This is a genomic window from Luteibacter sp. GL_149 (assembly GCF_057834065.1).
This window is the reverse complement of sequence record NZ_CM174395.1, coordinates 2830326-2843061: the sequence shown is the minus strand read 5'-3', so window position 1 is coordinate 2843061 and position 12736 is coordinate 2830326. Positions and strand designations below refer to the sequence as shown.

Genomic DNA, 12736 nt, shown 5'->3' with positions numbered 1-12736 from the left:
ATACATGACCAAACGGCTCGACATGGCGTGAAATTCGCCTGAGGGATTGCGCATATGCAGGGTAAATACCGTATCGTCGACCGCGCTCGAACGGTCTTCTCACGGGAAGGGGGTATCCAGTGATAAGCGAGTTCCTATTTTCTTCGATCACCTTTACCAGGACAGCCGTCGGGCTGCGGACGCGAGTGCGCGTCGTTCCAGTCCGCTTTGTCAGACGAAGGTCGTCGGAGCCTCCTCTCGCGGTGCGATTCCATAGCAACTGACTTCAGACCATCGTCAATAGGGATCGCCCAAGGAGAGACGGCAATGTCGATAAAGTCCGACAAGCAGGGGTTGGACAGGTGGGAAGAATTCGATCTGGTCACCCTGGGGTCAGCCCTCAGGTTCTGCGATGTGGATCTGCTGATGCTCAATCCGGCACGACCACGCGCGACGATTGCATCGGCTATGTGCGATGCGGCGTATTACATGACCGTCGACCTCGGTTTCGACGTACGTGGCAGCTTTACGGTGCCCGAAGAGTGGTGCCTGCTCGCCTACGTCCATCATGCGTCCGAACGTAGCTGGTGCCAGGGAGTCAGTGTGGACTCGGACATGGCGGTGACGCTTCTGCCCGGTGTGTCGACCGACTTCATGTTCGAGCGCGGCGCACGGGTGACACTGGTGCTGGTCCCGGCATCGCGGTTTCGCGCATGCTTCGCGGCACGGGGAGAAGGCGATCCCGAGGCCAGCTCGCAGCGGCTGCGCCTGTTCTGGTCGCGCTCGCCCGAGTTGGCCAGGGCATACGAGCAAATCCGGGACGAGCTGCCCTGGGATGGCGGAGCGGTACTTGCGCCGGTCGACGATCTGATAAACAGGCATATCGCCGCCGCGATGGCTTCCACATCGGAAGATCGCCCGGTGTCGTCGCGAGGCCGGCGTGCGCATTACCTGGTGCTGCGTCGTGCCGAACGTTTCATGCGTGCCAACCTGCGTCGCGATATCTATGCGCAGGAGCTTTGCCAGGCCGCCGGCGCCAGCGAACGTGGTCTGCGCTATGCCTTCGACGATCTGCTCGGCGTGCCACCCAACCGTTATCTGGCCATGCTTCGGCTGTGCGTCGCACATCGCAGCCTCGTGACGGCGGAGGCCGGGCGTCGTTCGGTCAAGTCGGTCGCGTTGAGTTGCGGCATGTGGGATCTCTCGCGGTTCGCCGAAAAGTATCGGCACATGTTCGGCGAGCAGCCACGCGAAACGCTTACGCGTGCGACGCAGCCTTCGGACGATCTTTCGCTGGTGGACGAATACGACGGCTGGTAGCCGTCGTATTCACGCGCTGCCGAAAACGGCCGTCGCTTTGCCGGAAACGCTCCGCACGTTGCCGTTTGCGGTGATCGCGCCATCCGTTATCGTCTTCTAATCGACCCTGGGCCCGCCGTATTCCATCGGAGCCGGGCCTTTCAGCGCGCCGTTCGCTGGGGGTCGCATCATGGTTATCGCAAAAATACCGAATTTCGCGAATTTCGGTTGCCTTGTGGATGGAGGAAGCGTATTGGTTAGCCCATCCAGCCACAGGGTCCCTATGCCAAAACGATTCGACATACGGATCATTGCGCCATCCGGTTATGCGGAGGACCGCGCGGCCTGTCAGCGCGCCATCGAACGCCTGGAAGCCGCCGGACACAAAGTGTCAGGCGGGGATATCGTGGATCGTATCGACCTGCGTTTCGCGGGAAACGACGAGCAGCGCGCCTCGGATATCAACGCGATCGCCGATCCGGATCGCCCCGTCCCCGACATATTCCTGGCCGCCCACGGCGGCTATGGCGCCATCGCCATCCTCGATCGGCTGGATTATCGGGGCATTCGCGAACGCCTGCTCGAAACGTCGGCCGTTCTGGTGGGACACGGCGATTTCACCGTCCTGCAGGCGGCGCTGTATGCCCGCTGCGGTCTGACGAGCATGCATGGTCCGATGCTGGCGAGCGATTTCGGCGCGGGCTTTCTTCGCGATTCCACGTGGCGGCATTTCTGGCATACCGTGCAGTCGCCAGCGACCCATGTGGCGTGGCAGGTGCCCGACGATGTCGATGACGTCCAGGTGGAAGGCACGCTTTGGGGCGGCAATCTGTCGGCGATCTGCAGCCTTCTGGGTACGTCGTACTTTCCATGCATCGACGACGGCATCCTGTTTATCGAAGAATCGGGCGAGCATGCTTTTCGCATCGAGCGCATGCTTTTCGAGCTGAAACTCGCCGGCGTTCTCGACGCGCAGCGCGCGATCATCGTCGGCAGTCTCGGTGGGCAACGTATCAGTGAGTACGACAACGGCTACGACACCGATCACGCCCTGCGCCGCGCTGCGCAAGGCACGCTAACCCCGTTGCTTCGCGGCATTTCGATCGGACACGGCATGGACAAAGTCACGTTACCCTTCGGCGGACGCGCGGCGCTGGAAGTGATCGATGGCACGGCATCGCTGGAAGTATCGCGTTATCGATACGCAGGCCAGGCCTCGGCGCCGCGCGCCATGTCGACCTGAGTTTCGTTGCAAAAGATCGGGCGCTGCTTCAGCGGATCACGCGCATTCGGCGAGCTCGTGTTCCAGTGCGTGCTGAACCAACTGGTTCATGCTGACACCTCTGGCGGCTGCCACTTCGACGGCGCGGGCATGTAGCTCCGGCGGAATTCGGGCCTGAAATTTCCCCGAGAAATGTTTCACCGGAGGAATGCCGTTGATCCGGCAGGCTTCCAGAAACACCTTGAGGGACGTTGCGCCTTCCTTGCGCAACGAGGCGACATCCGCGGCATAGAAATCGGCTCCGCCGTTAAGTCCGACGAACTCTCCCCGAAGTAGCTCGGCTTCCGGGTCGAAGTGGATGACGGCGCGATAGCCATCGATAAGCATCATGTTGTTCATGGCTGTACTCCGTGGCGTTCTAACCACTTTCGCAGACTCGCGACCGCTCCCTTATCTGTATCCGGACGAGGGTGGGGGCGGTGAAACACCTGGATCTCGCCGTAAAGAACCACGGTGACCCGGGATCCTTCGGCTTCCGTAATGACTGCGCCGAGTTCGCGGAGCAGCGCTTCGATGTCGGACCATCTGACATTGCCGGAAACGGGGCGGGTGTAGATCGAGGCGAGCGTCCGTGCGTGCTTGGCTTTCATGCGCGAATGGTACTATAAATCGGTACCATTCTGGATGGAAGTAGCAACTGACACCCCCAGATCGATGCGCGTGTTGAACCCGGCGATGCGATGGGTCAGCTTGGACTATCGAGGTTCGCGATCACCTTTTCGAGTAGCGACACCAGGGTATCGCGCTCGGCGTCCGTGAATCCCTTTAGCGCCTCCGCGTTGCCGCGTACGAGCTCTTTGTGCGCCTTGGGTAGCAGAGCCTTCGCGGCCGGGGTGAGGCTTACGAAGCTACTCCGTCGATCGGCGGGATCGGGCGTCCGTTCGACGAGCCCATCTCGTTCCATACGGGAAAGAAGCTGCGCCATGGTCGGTTGCTCTACCTGGATGAGTGCCGCGAGCGAGGCCTGTGTCCGGGGCAGTCCATCCTTCAGTGTGCCCAGCACGGGTAGCTGGGCCGCACTGATGCCAAGAGCGCGCAGGCGCGGTTCGCCTCGGCGGAGAAGGAGCCGGGAAGCGCGATTGATGAAGTGTCCCGCGAGGGATGAAAGCGGTGGTTCCGACACGATTCGTCTCCGATACATTGCATCCTATGTAAAAAGATAGGATGCTATGCATATCATACTGTGGGAGTGGGGCTCGTGGCGCAATCGTTACATATCGGGATCGTCGGCGCGGGACCCGCGGGCCTTACATTGGCGCGCGTGCTTCAGGAGCGCGGCATCCGTGCATCGGTATTCGAGGCAGAGCTTTCGACCTCGCATCGCACGCAGGGCGGATCGCTCGACATGCACGCGGAATCCGGCCAACGTGCACTGCAAATCGCCGGCCTGTATGGGGCGTTTGGCGACATCGCACGATACGAGGATCAGGGCTCCCGCGTGTACGACCGTTCCGGCGCACTGCTGTTCGACGAACAGGAAGACGGCGATCGGCCGGAAGTCGATCGGGGCATATTGCGCGACCTGCTTCTGGCATCGCTCGCGCCCGATACGGTGCAATGGGGCATGCGTGTGTCGTCGGTACAGCGCGCCGACGATGGGTTCGAGTTGGCGTTCGTCGAGGGACAAACCGCGCGATTCGATGTGGTCGTCGGTACGGACGGCGCGTGGTCGCGCACACGTGCACAGCTTTCACCGATCTTGCCGTTTTACACCGGTGTGCTCTTCGTTGAGCTCGGCATCGACGATGTCGATCGCCAACATCCCGACATCGCGAACCTTGTGGGGCGCGGCAAAATATTCGCGCTTGGCGACGAGAAAGGCCTTATCGCACAGCGCAATGCCAACGGCCATGTTCGCGTCTATGCGGCATTGAAGGTGCCCGAAGACTGGGGGCGCGAGTCGCAGTCGGCGGCAGACGAATCCAAAAGCTTGCGCGATCAACTGCTGGCCGAATTCGAGTCATGGGATGCGTCGCTGTTGTCCCTCATCGGCCCGGCCGCGACGCATCTGGCGTTCCGTCCGCTATGGTCCTTGCCGCCCGGGCATCGTTGGCCGCACCAGAAGGGCATCACTGTCATCGGCGATGCCGCGCATCTTATGACGCCTTTCGGCGGCGAAGGCGCGAATCTGGCGATGCTCGACGCCGCCGAACTCGGGCTGGCGCTTGCATCGGGCAACGATTGGCTCAGGGCTGTCGAGCAATTCGAAGAAACGATGTGGACGCGTGCGGAAGGTGCCGCTCGCGGAGCGCTTGAAGGACTAAACGAGGCGATGTCGATCGACGGTCGCGAGCGGGTGCTCGCGCATATGCATTCACACGAGGCCTGATCGTTTTTACACCGTCGCAGCACGGCCTTTCCGATGCCTCGTGCACGCGCCTGAATGCAGTTGGCGCGTGGTTTTTCTCGGTGCAAGTCGCAAACAAGATGCGCTCCGCACCAAGCGACATGAGTGCACCCGTCAAGGAGGCCGTCGATACGTTGCCACTCGTCGCGATCCAGACGTTGTTGCGCATGCAGTAAGTGGGCGGATGCTTCGCCCGGTGAGTGGCGTTGAAGGTCCAGCCCTGATCGAAGCGAGTCATGTGACAGGGCGGCAGCTCTCCCATATGACCAAGGATCAACCTGGCCTTCGGATAGTCGGATATCAATCCCAGGTCGGATCCACCGCGGGTCCTCTGATCTCGCGCCTCGGACCGTGTCGAAATGTGCTCCCGCCGTTCGTCGTAGTTCTGTAAAGAGGCAAAAATGGACATTGGCATCCTGGTTCTACCCACCATCGCAAGGATTAAGGAGGAATTATGGCTACCTCAACGGCAACAAAGAGAAAGCTGGTATTGAAGATGTCCGTCTCGCTGGACGGCTTTGTCTGTGGACCGAACGGCGAGGTCGACTGGATATTCCGGACATCGGGGGGAGCCGATTCCACCGAATGGGTTCTCAATACGCTTAGCGAAGCCGGCGTGCACATCATGGGAAGCCGTAGCTATTACGACATGGCGGCGTTCTGGCCCTATTCGGACATGCCGATCGCACCTCCGATGAACGACATCCCCAAGGTCATTTTTTCGAGGGAAGGGATCAAGGGCGGCACGCAGATGGATCGGACGACGGCGGCGTTCGCCGAAGCAAAAGCGCGCAATGCGGAGCGGCATGACGCCACGCCGACAGCGGCGGTCCTGCAGTCCTGGGCCGAGCCCACGGTGGCAAGCGGGGACCTCGTGGAGGAGGTTCTCCGACTGAAGGAGCAGCCGGGCAATTTCATCCTTGCGCATGGAGGCGCCCGGTTCGCCCAAAGCCTCGTTGCCTCTGGCCTCATTGACGAATATCGACTGGGCATCCATCCGGTGGTACTGGGCCGAGGCCAACCGCTGTTCTCCGAACTGAGCAGCCCCGTTGATTTGCGCCTGATCAGCACGACCCCCTTCGCCTCTGGCGTCGTGGCAGCCGTCTACCAGCCAGCATGAATCGTCGCGCGCGGGAGCGCGAGACACGATGGCAGGAAGCCACGTATCCAGCAGAACGCCATCGTGCCGACCCAGGTCGAAGCATGAAAAAAGGGCAGGCCTGCCCGATAAAACGGGAAGGCCTGCCCTTGAGGTCACTTGGCGATTAAGCCGAGAATACGTGTGGCCGTCCGGCATTGAAGACACCAATCAGCCGACTCAACAGGACGCGTTGCTCAAATGGGCACGCATCGCCAGGTGGCCCTGCCGTTGACTACGCCGACGAATTGAGCCACTTGCCCATCTGGACACACTGGCGCGTTTCTATAGCCGCCTTGGTTCGGATCCCTGTGGTCGCCTATCCCGCTGGCGTTCGCAGATACAGCTGCCGCAATCAAAACCAAACCAGCGAATATGATCTTCATATCGACCTTCTCCCTTTTGGTGAGCACGATTTGATAAGCACGACCAGCGGATATCCACATTTACCAAACGTGGATATCGTTGCTGTCTATACGCTTTGTCGAATGGGCTTGCAACCGAGGCGTGCCAGCAGAACGAACGGTCTCCAGGGAAAGGGTCCTTCACATTCGGGCCAACTCAGAGTGTTTTTCGCCGAAACTTAATCGCTCCGACCCTTTGATCTCCGGGAGCAGGAAGCCACGTATGACGATCGATCCAGGAGGAGCATCGGTTGGACGTGTCCGCGACGCATCGAGAAGGCAGCCTATGCGGCAATATTCAACGTGAGTCGCTTGTCGATTTCCCTCAGTCTCGTTCGTCGTATTACCGAGACACTAGGAGGAGCCATGAAATACCTGACCTTTATCCGTCATTCCGAGTCTTATCGCCAATCCGGGCCGCCGGCTGCACTAATGGATGCGATGGGAAAATTCGTAGAGAAGTCCCTTAAGAGCGGAGTTCTGGTTGATACCGGTGGTCTGCTGCCGAGCAAGGACGGCGTTCGCGTGCGGCTCGCCAACGGCAAGATCATCGTAACGGACGGCCCCTTTATCGAGAGCAAGGAAGTAATCGGTGGCTGGGCGATCTTGAAGGCGGACTCGAAGGCGGAAGCCGTCCGAGTTGCAACTGAGTTTATGGAGTTGCATCGAAAGTACTGGCCCGGATTCGACGGCGAGTCGGAGGTGCGGCCGATGTTCGACCCCGGAGTAGCGCCACCGGCGACCTGATTCGCCGCTATTGACCCGTTGAAGCCGTTCGCGACCCGGCGTGATCTATCGCTTTGCGATAAATCATACTGATCTTGTTTCTGCGGCCAGGGTCGCGTCGCACTTTGCGGCCGCATCGCGAATCAGGGTAGCGACACTCAAGATCAAGTCTTCGGCCGTGGGGTTCATCCGACCAGCATAGGGCAGCAACCAGTCGCGGGCTTTGAGACGGAGGAGTTGCAGGCTATGAGCGAGAGCGCGCAGCGCTCCACACCCGCGCCTCTGGCGCCACGATGAGGAGGTCCGATGAGCCATGCCGACGCGCTGTTCGATGATCTGCTGACTGTTCGTTCCTACCGCTCTAGCGGAAAGCTGACCACGCTGGAACGCTGGTTTCAGCGGGTAAGCCATCGTTGCCTCATGGTGGCACTGGCGGGCATGGCATTGCGCGCGCGCTCCTTTCTTGCATCCATACAGTAGTTTTTCGGTATTCCAGACGCCGAATGCCCCCTATCTTTCTGTCGCATCCCCCTCAGGCGCACAGACATGCTCAGGTCGAGACCACTAGCACTCGTTGCCAGCATCGCTGTCGCAACATCTGCCCTCACCGGTGTTGCACAGGCAGCAGATAAAGCGACCGCTTCGTCTCCGGCTCCCGAAATCCATAGTGGGCTCAGCTCCTCGCCGCCCGGCCCGATCGCTGGCACGCGTATTACCGAAGCCTATGCGCGGATGATTGCCCGCGAAGCCTATTTCTGGGCCTGGCCGATGATCAACGTGTATAACCGCCGGCTTGCCTTCAAGGATCTCCCCGAACCAGGCCTGATGGGTGGGTTTGTGCCGGTAGCCCCGCTCAACCGCCTGAGCCTGCTCAGCGACTACATAGGGCCGGAGGAGCGCGAGGTTGCCTGTCCGAACCAGGACGTGGTGTATGGCGCTGGCAGCATCGGCCTGGATGTCGAACCCGTCGTACTTCAGGTCCCCGACTTCGGCGACCGCTTCTGGGTTTATCAGGTCGTGGATCTGCGGACCGACAGCTTCGCGGACCTGGGCAAAATGTATGGCACCAGGCCCGGTTTCTATCTGCTGGTTGGACCCGACTGGAAGGGCAAGGTGCCCAAGGGCATTAGCGGCGTATTCCACGCCAAGACCAATACGGGCTTCGTCATCCCGCGCGTATTCATGGACGCGACTGCCGAAGACAAACAGGCGGTTCAGCCGTTGGTCAACCAGATCGACATGTATCCGCTATCCATGTTCGACGGCAAGATGAAGCAGCGCGATTGGAGCAAGCAGCCGAAGTTAGCAGCACAGGGCGGTGGCAATGAGGAGGCCGTCTGGGTCATCCCGGACAAATTCGTGGATGAACTACCACTGGTGCTCAAGGACGCCAGGCCGCTGCCCGGCGAGGAAGCGCGCTACGCCGAAGTGCTGGCGGTAGTGGCGGCTGCCCAGAAAGATCCCAAGCTCAAAGCCGCCATGATCGATGAGGCCAAGAAGACCGAGCAGGAGGTGGTCGGCCCGCTGTTGCAGTTCCACAATTATGGTTTGCCGCTCGCCTACAACTGGACCACGCAGAGCAATGGCGCGTCGTTCGGCACCGACTACTTCACGCGTACGGCGGTGGCGAAGTCCAACATCTTCGTCAACAAGCCCAACGAGACCAAGTATTTCTATCAGGATCTCGACGAGACGGGTGGCCGTCTCAATGGCAGCAAGCGCTACACGGTGACTTTCGCCAAGAGCCAGGTACCGCCGGTAAAGGGCTTCTGGTCGCTTACTCTTTACAACCAGCATCATTTCTTCGCGCCAAACGACATCAAACGTTACTCGTTGGGCACCAAGAACAAAGACCTCAAGCTCAATGATGACGGCTCGCTGACGATCTACGTGCAGCCGGATGCACCCGCCGAAGCCCACCGCGCCAATTGGCTACCGTCACCGAAGGGTGAGGACTTCTCGCTCTACATCCGTACCTACTGGCCAACGGCAACGATTACGGAAGGGCAGTGGGCACCGCCCGCCGTGTCTCTCGCCAACTGAGCCCAATCCTTCAGGAGATGGCCATGCAGCATGTGGATCAGGCATTCACCGTTCCCTCGATGACGCGTCGTTCCCTACCTTCTGCGGCTTTTCTCGGTTGCCTGATGGTTGGTGCGCTCACAGCGTGCGGCAAACACGAGGAGCCGGCGCAACAGGCACCTCCACCCGCGGCTGCCGTTACTACCGCACCTGCGCCGGCTGCCAGCGTGATTTCCGATGCGGATATCGGCGATGCCTATCTCTATCTGCTGGGCCGTCTGCTGGTACTGCGTCAGGAACATCTCGATTTTCGCGACAACGGCTTCAAGTGGAACGAAGTCATTCACCATGAACCGGGTGGCGTTGCCTGGGCGAATCCGAACCTGGATGTCGCTTACAGCGAAGCATGGATCGGCATCGATGAGCACAGCTGCACCATCGTTGAAGTGCCCAAGATCGATGGCCGTTACTACACCATCCAGACGCTCAATGGCTGGAGCGAGACTACGGCCAACATCAACGAACGCAATTACCCGCAACATCCGTACGGTAAGTTTGCGTTCTGCCTGAAAGATGCCCAGGTGGATCTGCCCGCTGACACGCAGCGCATTGATCTTCCCAGCCGCAAGTCGCGCAGCTTGATGCGTGTGGAACTTGGCAAGGATCCCAAGCAGGCCGTGGCCCTGCAGCATCAGATCAAGCTGTACGCCACGGGCAAGCCGGATATTGCGCCGGCCGTCGAGATACCGATTTTCGCCAACGACAAGTTGCCCGGAGCGGAGGCTTTCGACACCGCCAAAGCCGTGCTGGACAGCGAGCCGGATATCAATCCGGGCATGGACGGCATCAGGCACAAGGTGGACGAGACGATCAGCCTGACCGCGAGCGATCGGAATCGCGTGCAGAAGGCCATCGAAACGGTGGCGTGGCCGAAATTCGAGGCCTCTTTCACGAAGCTTGGCACGACCAAGAACGGTTGGAACCGGCCGTCGACCATCGGCAAGTACGGCGATGACTGGATGACGCGCACCCTCATAAACTTTGCTGGTATCTGGGCCAATTCAAACGATGAGGCCGTCTACTTCAAGACCGACAGCGACGGTACTGGTGCCAGGCTCGATGGCGGTACCACCTACACGATGACCTTCCCGAAAGAAGATCTCCCTGCCTCGCATGTGAAGTATTTCTGGTCGGTGATTGCGGTGGACTCCAAGGATTTCCGCGTCATTCCCAATCCTAAGAATCGTTTCCTGCTCAACAGGGAATCGAAGCTGCAATACGGCAAGGATGGTTCGCTCACGCTGTACTTCGGATCGGACAAACCTGCCGTCGCACCGGACGGCAATTGGCTGCCCACGCCCAAGGGCCAGAACTACAACCTGACGTGGCGCTCGTATGGGCCGGACGACGCGACCGTTTCGGGGGCATCGTTCCCAGCGCCACTAGTCAAACAGGATAGCCACTAGTCGTATCAACCGAACCATGGGACGCCCGTCTGGCCTCATACCTTTCCTACGACAGCCCGGCCTATAACTGACGGATGTCTGGAGGTCTGCTTTGGGTCAGAAGCGGACCTTTCCAGCATAGCCAGCAGCAGCCGAGCCCACCAACGATCCATTTTGGTCAGACCGATTCCTGAAGCGCTCTATATATAGTTGCAGGTCCGACATTGAACCGTTCTGCCAGCTGAGGGACGGAGAATTTCTCCTCCTCCCGTAGCGTTCTGATCCGCTTGCACTGCTCGGGTGTCAGGGCTCGCTTCCGTCCGAAAGCGCCCCCTTTTTCCTTAGCTTTTGCGATGCCGTCACTTTGCCGTTCCGCTCGAATATCGTTCTCAAATTGAGCGAAGGCGCCAAATCGGTCGACGACGCCGTGCGCTACGCGGACGAGATCGTCAACGGCACGCATTTCGATTTCAGCAATGCGAACCGTGCGCGCTATATGCAGGGTAACGTCGCGAAGGTGGTCACTCAGTTCAAGAGCTACAGCCTAGGCATGAGCTGGGTGCTTTATCGCAACCTGTATAAGGCGATGAAGGGCGAGACCCCTGAGGTCAGGCAGCTGGCGCGCCGGACGCTCACCGGCGTCCTGGGCATGACCGGGCTGCTGGCCGGCACGATAGGCCTGGGCAAGGCCACACTTGGCGTGGGGGCGAGACAATGCTGCCGAAGTTCGCTAAGGACGGCATGCAAGCTGTGCGCTTCGCCAGCGAGGGCGTGAACAACCTTCGGGGCGACCCAATTGTGACCGATGTCAGTACGCCGGAGCAGCTGATTCAGGCGATGGGCTTCCAGCCGGACGCGAATCGCGGAGCAGCAGCGCGTCAACAGCGCTTTCATGAACTACCGGCTGTCGATTCAGGACCGTCGACAGTCGCTCGTGAATGCCTTCGCGATGGCCACGCAAAGCGGCGACGGCGAGGATCGGGCGGATGCCCTGGCCAAGATTCGTGAATTCAATCGGAAATTTCCGGAAATCGCTGTCGGTATGGCCAATCTGCACGCATCACTACGGACGCGGGCGCAGCGATCGGCGCAGGCCGAGAACTGCATCATGCTCAATCGAAAGTTGGCCAGCCGCGTTCGCGAGGAGGTTGGCCCAATGGCGGCGAACTAGGCCATACTCGTCCAGCTATTTACCGAACCAGCTCAAGGGCTTGCCGCCGCGGTGGACCATTGTGATGAGAAATGTCGACAACTAGTCCAGTTGGGCGAAGCCTATAGGTCGTCGGTGTAGTCGATCTTCTTCACAGCTGACCCTATGGCAAGTGCCAGGGCCATGAGTACCACCGCTCCGATCAGGGCAATACCGATGCCCATCATTATGAGGAGAGCTCCGGTGTCGTATTCCTGTTTCGCTCGGATCAGGTAGAGCCCGGCACCGAAAAGCCCTGCGGAAATCGGCAGGACAGGACGACTTATCCGGTGCACCCACCGCTTCTTACTACCGATCGCTGCCTGCACTTGGCGATCAAACTCTTCGTCATTCATAATTGTCCTTGGCGCCTTGGCGCCTTGGCTCCTACAGGTTTTCGGCCGCCTTCATCTCGACTTGAGTCCCGAGGGATATGCTCCGTCACATGTGCGGCCGCTATGCCACAATGATTAATGCCGCCGCTCGCGACTGTGACTCTCTATCGTTATGTGTTTGCCAGGGTCACCATCAATGTCCAAACCGGTCAATCCGCATTCGGACAGGCTGATGCCATATGAGTAGTTGTTTGCACGAAATAAGCCTCTAATTTCGACGTATTTGCCATTATATAAACTTTCTTTCTCGCCAAGATTGCCCGTATTGAGAAGGCTCAGGCAACCAGAGTTCCTTGCCCAATAGTCCTTGTCGTAGCCTAAGCGCTGCACCAAGTACATTGACTCTGGCCCGATAACCAGGAAGCCGTGTAGCGTTAATTGCTGGCCATCATATTGCTCACGGTTGGCGTTTAGCATCTGGATGTCCAGTACGTTATCTGCTGCCGAAACGGAGCCAGTCCCTGGCAGCATGAAAAGCACTAGCAATAGCAGTGAGAAAAGCTTCATTCG

16 protein-coding genes are annotated in these 12736 nt (G+C 59.5%); 10 read left to right on the top strand and 6 right to left on the bottom strand.

The features are described from left to right. Positions 1-306: 306 nt before the first annotated feature. Positions 307-1299, top strand: coding sequence for a helix-turn-helix domain-containing protein (locus AC3IR3_RS12585; RefSeq protein WP_489192551.1), 993 nt, complete (start codon positions 307-309; stop codon positions 1297-1299). 262 nt (positions 1300-1561) lie between these two features. Next, positions 1562-2521: an LD-carboxypeptidase gene (locus AC3IR3_RS12580; protein ID WP_489192549.1), complete on the top strand. Its 960-nt coding sequence runs from the start codon at positions 1562-1564 to the stop codon at positions 2519-2521. A 36-nt stretch (positions 2522-2557) separates the two neighbouring features. Here the strand turns inward: AC3IR3_RS12580 and AC3IR3_RS12575 are convergent, their stop codons facing one another. The 3 genes from AC3IR3_RS12575 to AC3IR3_RS12565 all read right to left on the bottom strand — a co-directional run bounded on the left by AC3IR3_RS12575 (position 2558) and on the right by AC3IR3_RS12565 (position 3683). Beyond that, on the bottom strand, positions 2558-2899 hold the full coding sequence (locus tag AC3IR3_RS12575) for a type II toxin-antitoxin system HicB family antitoxin (RefSeq protein WP_489192547.1): 342 nt from the start codon (positions 2897-2899) through the stop codon (positions 2558-2560). After that, complete coding sequence (locus AC3IR3_RS12570; RefSeq protein WP_489192545.1) at positions 2896-3150, bottom strand: type II toxin-antitoxin system HicA family toxin; 255 nt, start codon at positions 3148-3150, stop codon at positions 2896-2898. The genes AC3IR3_RS12575 and AC3IR3_RS12570 overlap by 4 nt, the downstream gene beginning before the upstream one ends. A 95-nt stretch (positions 3151-3245) precedes the next feature. Then, positions 3246-3683, bottom strand: a complete 438-nt coding sequence (locus tag AC3IR3_RS12565; RefSeq protein WP_489192543.1) for a MarR family winged helix-turn-helix transcriptional regulator — start codon at positions 3681-3683, stop codon at positions 3246-3248. A gap of 75 nt (positions 3684-3758) precedes the next feature. On the opposite strand from AC3IR3_RS12565, the gene AC3IR3_RS12560 reads away from it, so the two are divergent. The 6 genes from AC3IR3_RS12560 to AC3IR3_RS12535 all read left to right on the top strand — a co-directional run bounded on the left by AC3IR3_RS12560 (position 3759) and on the right by AC3IR3_RS12535 (position 10663). Next, a complete protein-coding gene (locus tag AC3IR3_RS12560; protein ID WP_489192541.1) occupies positions 3759-4889 on the top strand; it encodes an FAD-dependent oxidoreductase in 1131 nt (376 codons plus the stop codon). A 472-nt stretch (positions 4890-5361) separates the two neighbouring features. Beyond that, positions 5362-6027 (top strand): dihydrofolate reductase family protein, encoded by a 666-nt coding sequence (locus AC3IR3_RS12555; protein WP_489192539.1) that lies wholly within the window; start codon positions 5362-5364, stop codon positions 6025-6027. 788 nt (positions 6028-6815) lie between these two features. Then, the gene (locus tag AC3IR3_RS12550) at positions 6816-7196 is read left to right on the top strand and encodes a YciI family protein (RefSeq protein ID WP_489192537.1); all 381 of its coding nucleotides are present in this window, start codon (positions 6816-6818) and stop codon (positions 7194-7196) included. 285 nt (positions 7197-7481) lie between these two features. Beyond that, positions 7482-7655: a hypothetical protein gene (locus AC3IR3_RS12545; RefSeq protein ID WP_489192535.1), complete on the top strand. Its 174-nt coding sequence runs from the start codon at positions 7482-7484 to the stop codon at positions 7653-7655. A 252-nt stretch (positions 7656-7907) separates the two neighbouring features. After that, positions 7908-9218 (top strand): DUF1254 domain-containing protein, encoded by a 1311-nt coding sequence (locus AC3IR3_RS12540; RefSeq protein WP_489192534.1) that lies wholly within the window; start codon positions 7908-7910, stop codon positions 9216-9218. Positions 9219-9241: 23 nt separating this feature from the next. Further along, positions 9242-10663, top strand: a complete 1422-nt coding sequence (locus AC3IR3_RS12535; RefSeq protein ID WP_489192532.1) for a DUF1214 domain-containing protein — start codon at positions 9242-9244, stop codon at positions 10661-10663. Positions 10664-10820: 157 nt separating this feature from the next. Here AC3IR3_RS12535 and AC3IR3_RS12530 read toward each other — a convergent pair whose 3' ends face one another. Continuing rightward, a complete protein-coding gene (locus tag AC3IR3_RS12530) occupies positions 10821-11105 on the bottom strand; it encodes a helix-turn-helix domain-containing protein (protein ID WP_489192530.1) in 285 nt (94 codons plus the stop codon). Between AC3IR3_RS12530 and AC3IR3_RS12525 the strand changes: the two genes are divergently transcribed. Both AC3IR3_RS12525 and AC3IR3_RS12520 read left to right on the top strand, forming a co-directional pair. Next, positions 11037-11417, top strand: coding sequence for a PLxRFG domain-containing protein (locus AC3IR3_RS12525; RefSeq protein ID WP_489192529.1), 381 nt, complete (start codon positions 11037-11039; stop codon positions 11415-11417). The genes AC3IR3_RS12530 and AC3IR3_RS12525 overlap by 69 nt on opposite strands. Before the next feature lie 117 nt (positions 11418-11534). Beyond that, positions 11535-11813: a hypothetical protein gene (locus tag AC3IR3_RS12520; protein ID WP_489192528.1), complete on the top strand. Its 279-nt coding sequence runs from the start codon at positions 11535-11537 to the stop codon at positions 11811-11813. A 101-nt stretch (positions 11814-11914) separates the two neighbouring features. On the opposite strand, the gene AC3IR3_RS12515 is transcribed toward AC3IR3_RS12520, so the two are convergent. Next, positions 11915-12187 (bottom strand): hypothetical protein, encoded by a 273-nt coding sequence (locus AC3IR3_RS12515; RefSeq protein ID WP_489192526.1) that lies wholly within the window; start codon positions 12185-12187, stop codon positions 11915-11917. A 114-nt stretch (positions 12188-12301) separates the two neighbouring features. Further along, positions 12302-12733 carry a hypothetical protein gene (locus AC3IR3_RS12510; protein ID WP_489192525.1) on the bottom strand — a complete coding sequence of 144 codons (432 nt, stop codon included), beginning with the start codon at positions 12731-12733 and terminating at the stop codon, positions 12302-12304. Positions 12734-12736 lie beyond the last annotated feature (3 nt).

Coding starts and splice junctions, on each gene's coding strand:
- AC3IR3_RS12585 (WP_489192551.1), top strand. CDS start 307: ATGTCGATAAAGTCCGACAAGCAGGGGTTGGACAGGTGGGAAGAATTC.
- AC3IR3_RS12580 (WP_489192549.1), top strand. CDS start 1,562: ATGCCAAAACGATTCGACATACGGATCATTGCGCCATCCGGTTATGCG.
- AC3IR3_RS12575 (WP_489192547.1), bottom strand. CDS start 2,899: ATGAACAACATGATGCTTATCGATGGCTATCGCGCCGTCATCCACTTC.
- AC3IR3_RS12570 (WP_489192545.1), bottom strand. CDS start 3,150: ATGAAAGCCAAGCACGCACGGACGCTCGCCTCGATCTACACCCGCCCC.
- AC3IR3_RS12555 (WP_489192539.1), top strand. CDS start 5,362: ATGGCTACCTCAACGGCAACAAAGAGAAAGCTGGTATTGAAGATGTCC.
- AC3IR3_RS12550 (WP_489192537.1), top strand. CDS start 6,816: ATGAAATACCTGACCTTTATCCGTCATTCCGAGTCTTATCGCCAATCC.
- AC3IR3_RS12545 (WP_489192535.1), top strand. CDS start 7,482: ATGAGCCATGCCGACGCGCTGTTCGATGATCTGCTGACTGTTCGTTCC.
- AC3IR3_RS12540 (WP_489192534.1), top strand. CDS start 7,908: ATGATTGCCCGCGAAGCCTATTTCTGGGCCTGGCCGATGATCAACGTG.
- AC3IR3_RS12535 (WP_489192532.1), top strand. CDS start 9,242: ATGCAGCATGTGGATCAGGCATTCACCGTTCCCTCGATGACGCGTCGT.
- AC3IR3_RS12530 (WP_489192530.1), bottom strand. CDS start 11,105: ATGCGTGCCGTTGACGATCTCGTCCGCGTAGCGCACGGCGTCGTCGAC.
- AC3IR3_RS12520 (WP_489192528.1), top strand. CDS start 11,535: ATGAACTACCGGCTGTCGATTCAGGACCGTCGACAGTCGCTCGTGAAT.
- AC3IR3_RS12515 (WP_489192526.1), bottom strand. CDS start 12,187: ATGAATGACGAAGAGTTTGATCGCCAAGTGCAGGCAGCGATCGGTAGT.
- AC3IR3_RS12510 (WP_489192525.1), bottom strand. CDS start 12,733: ATGAAGCTTTTCTCACTGCTATTGCTAGTGCTTTTCATGCTGCCAGGG.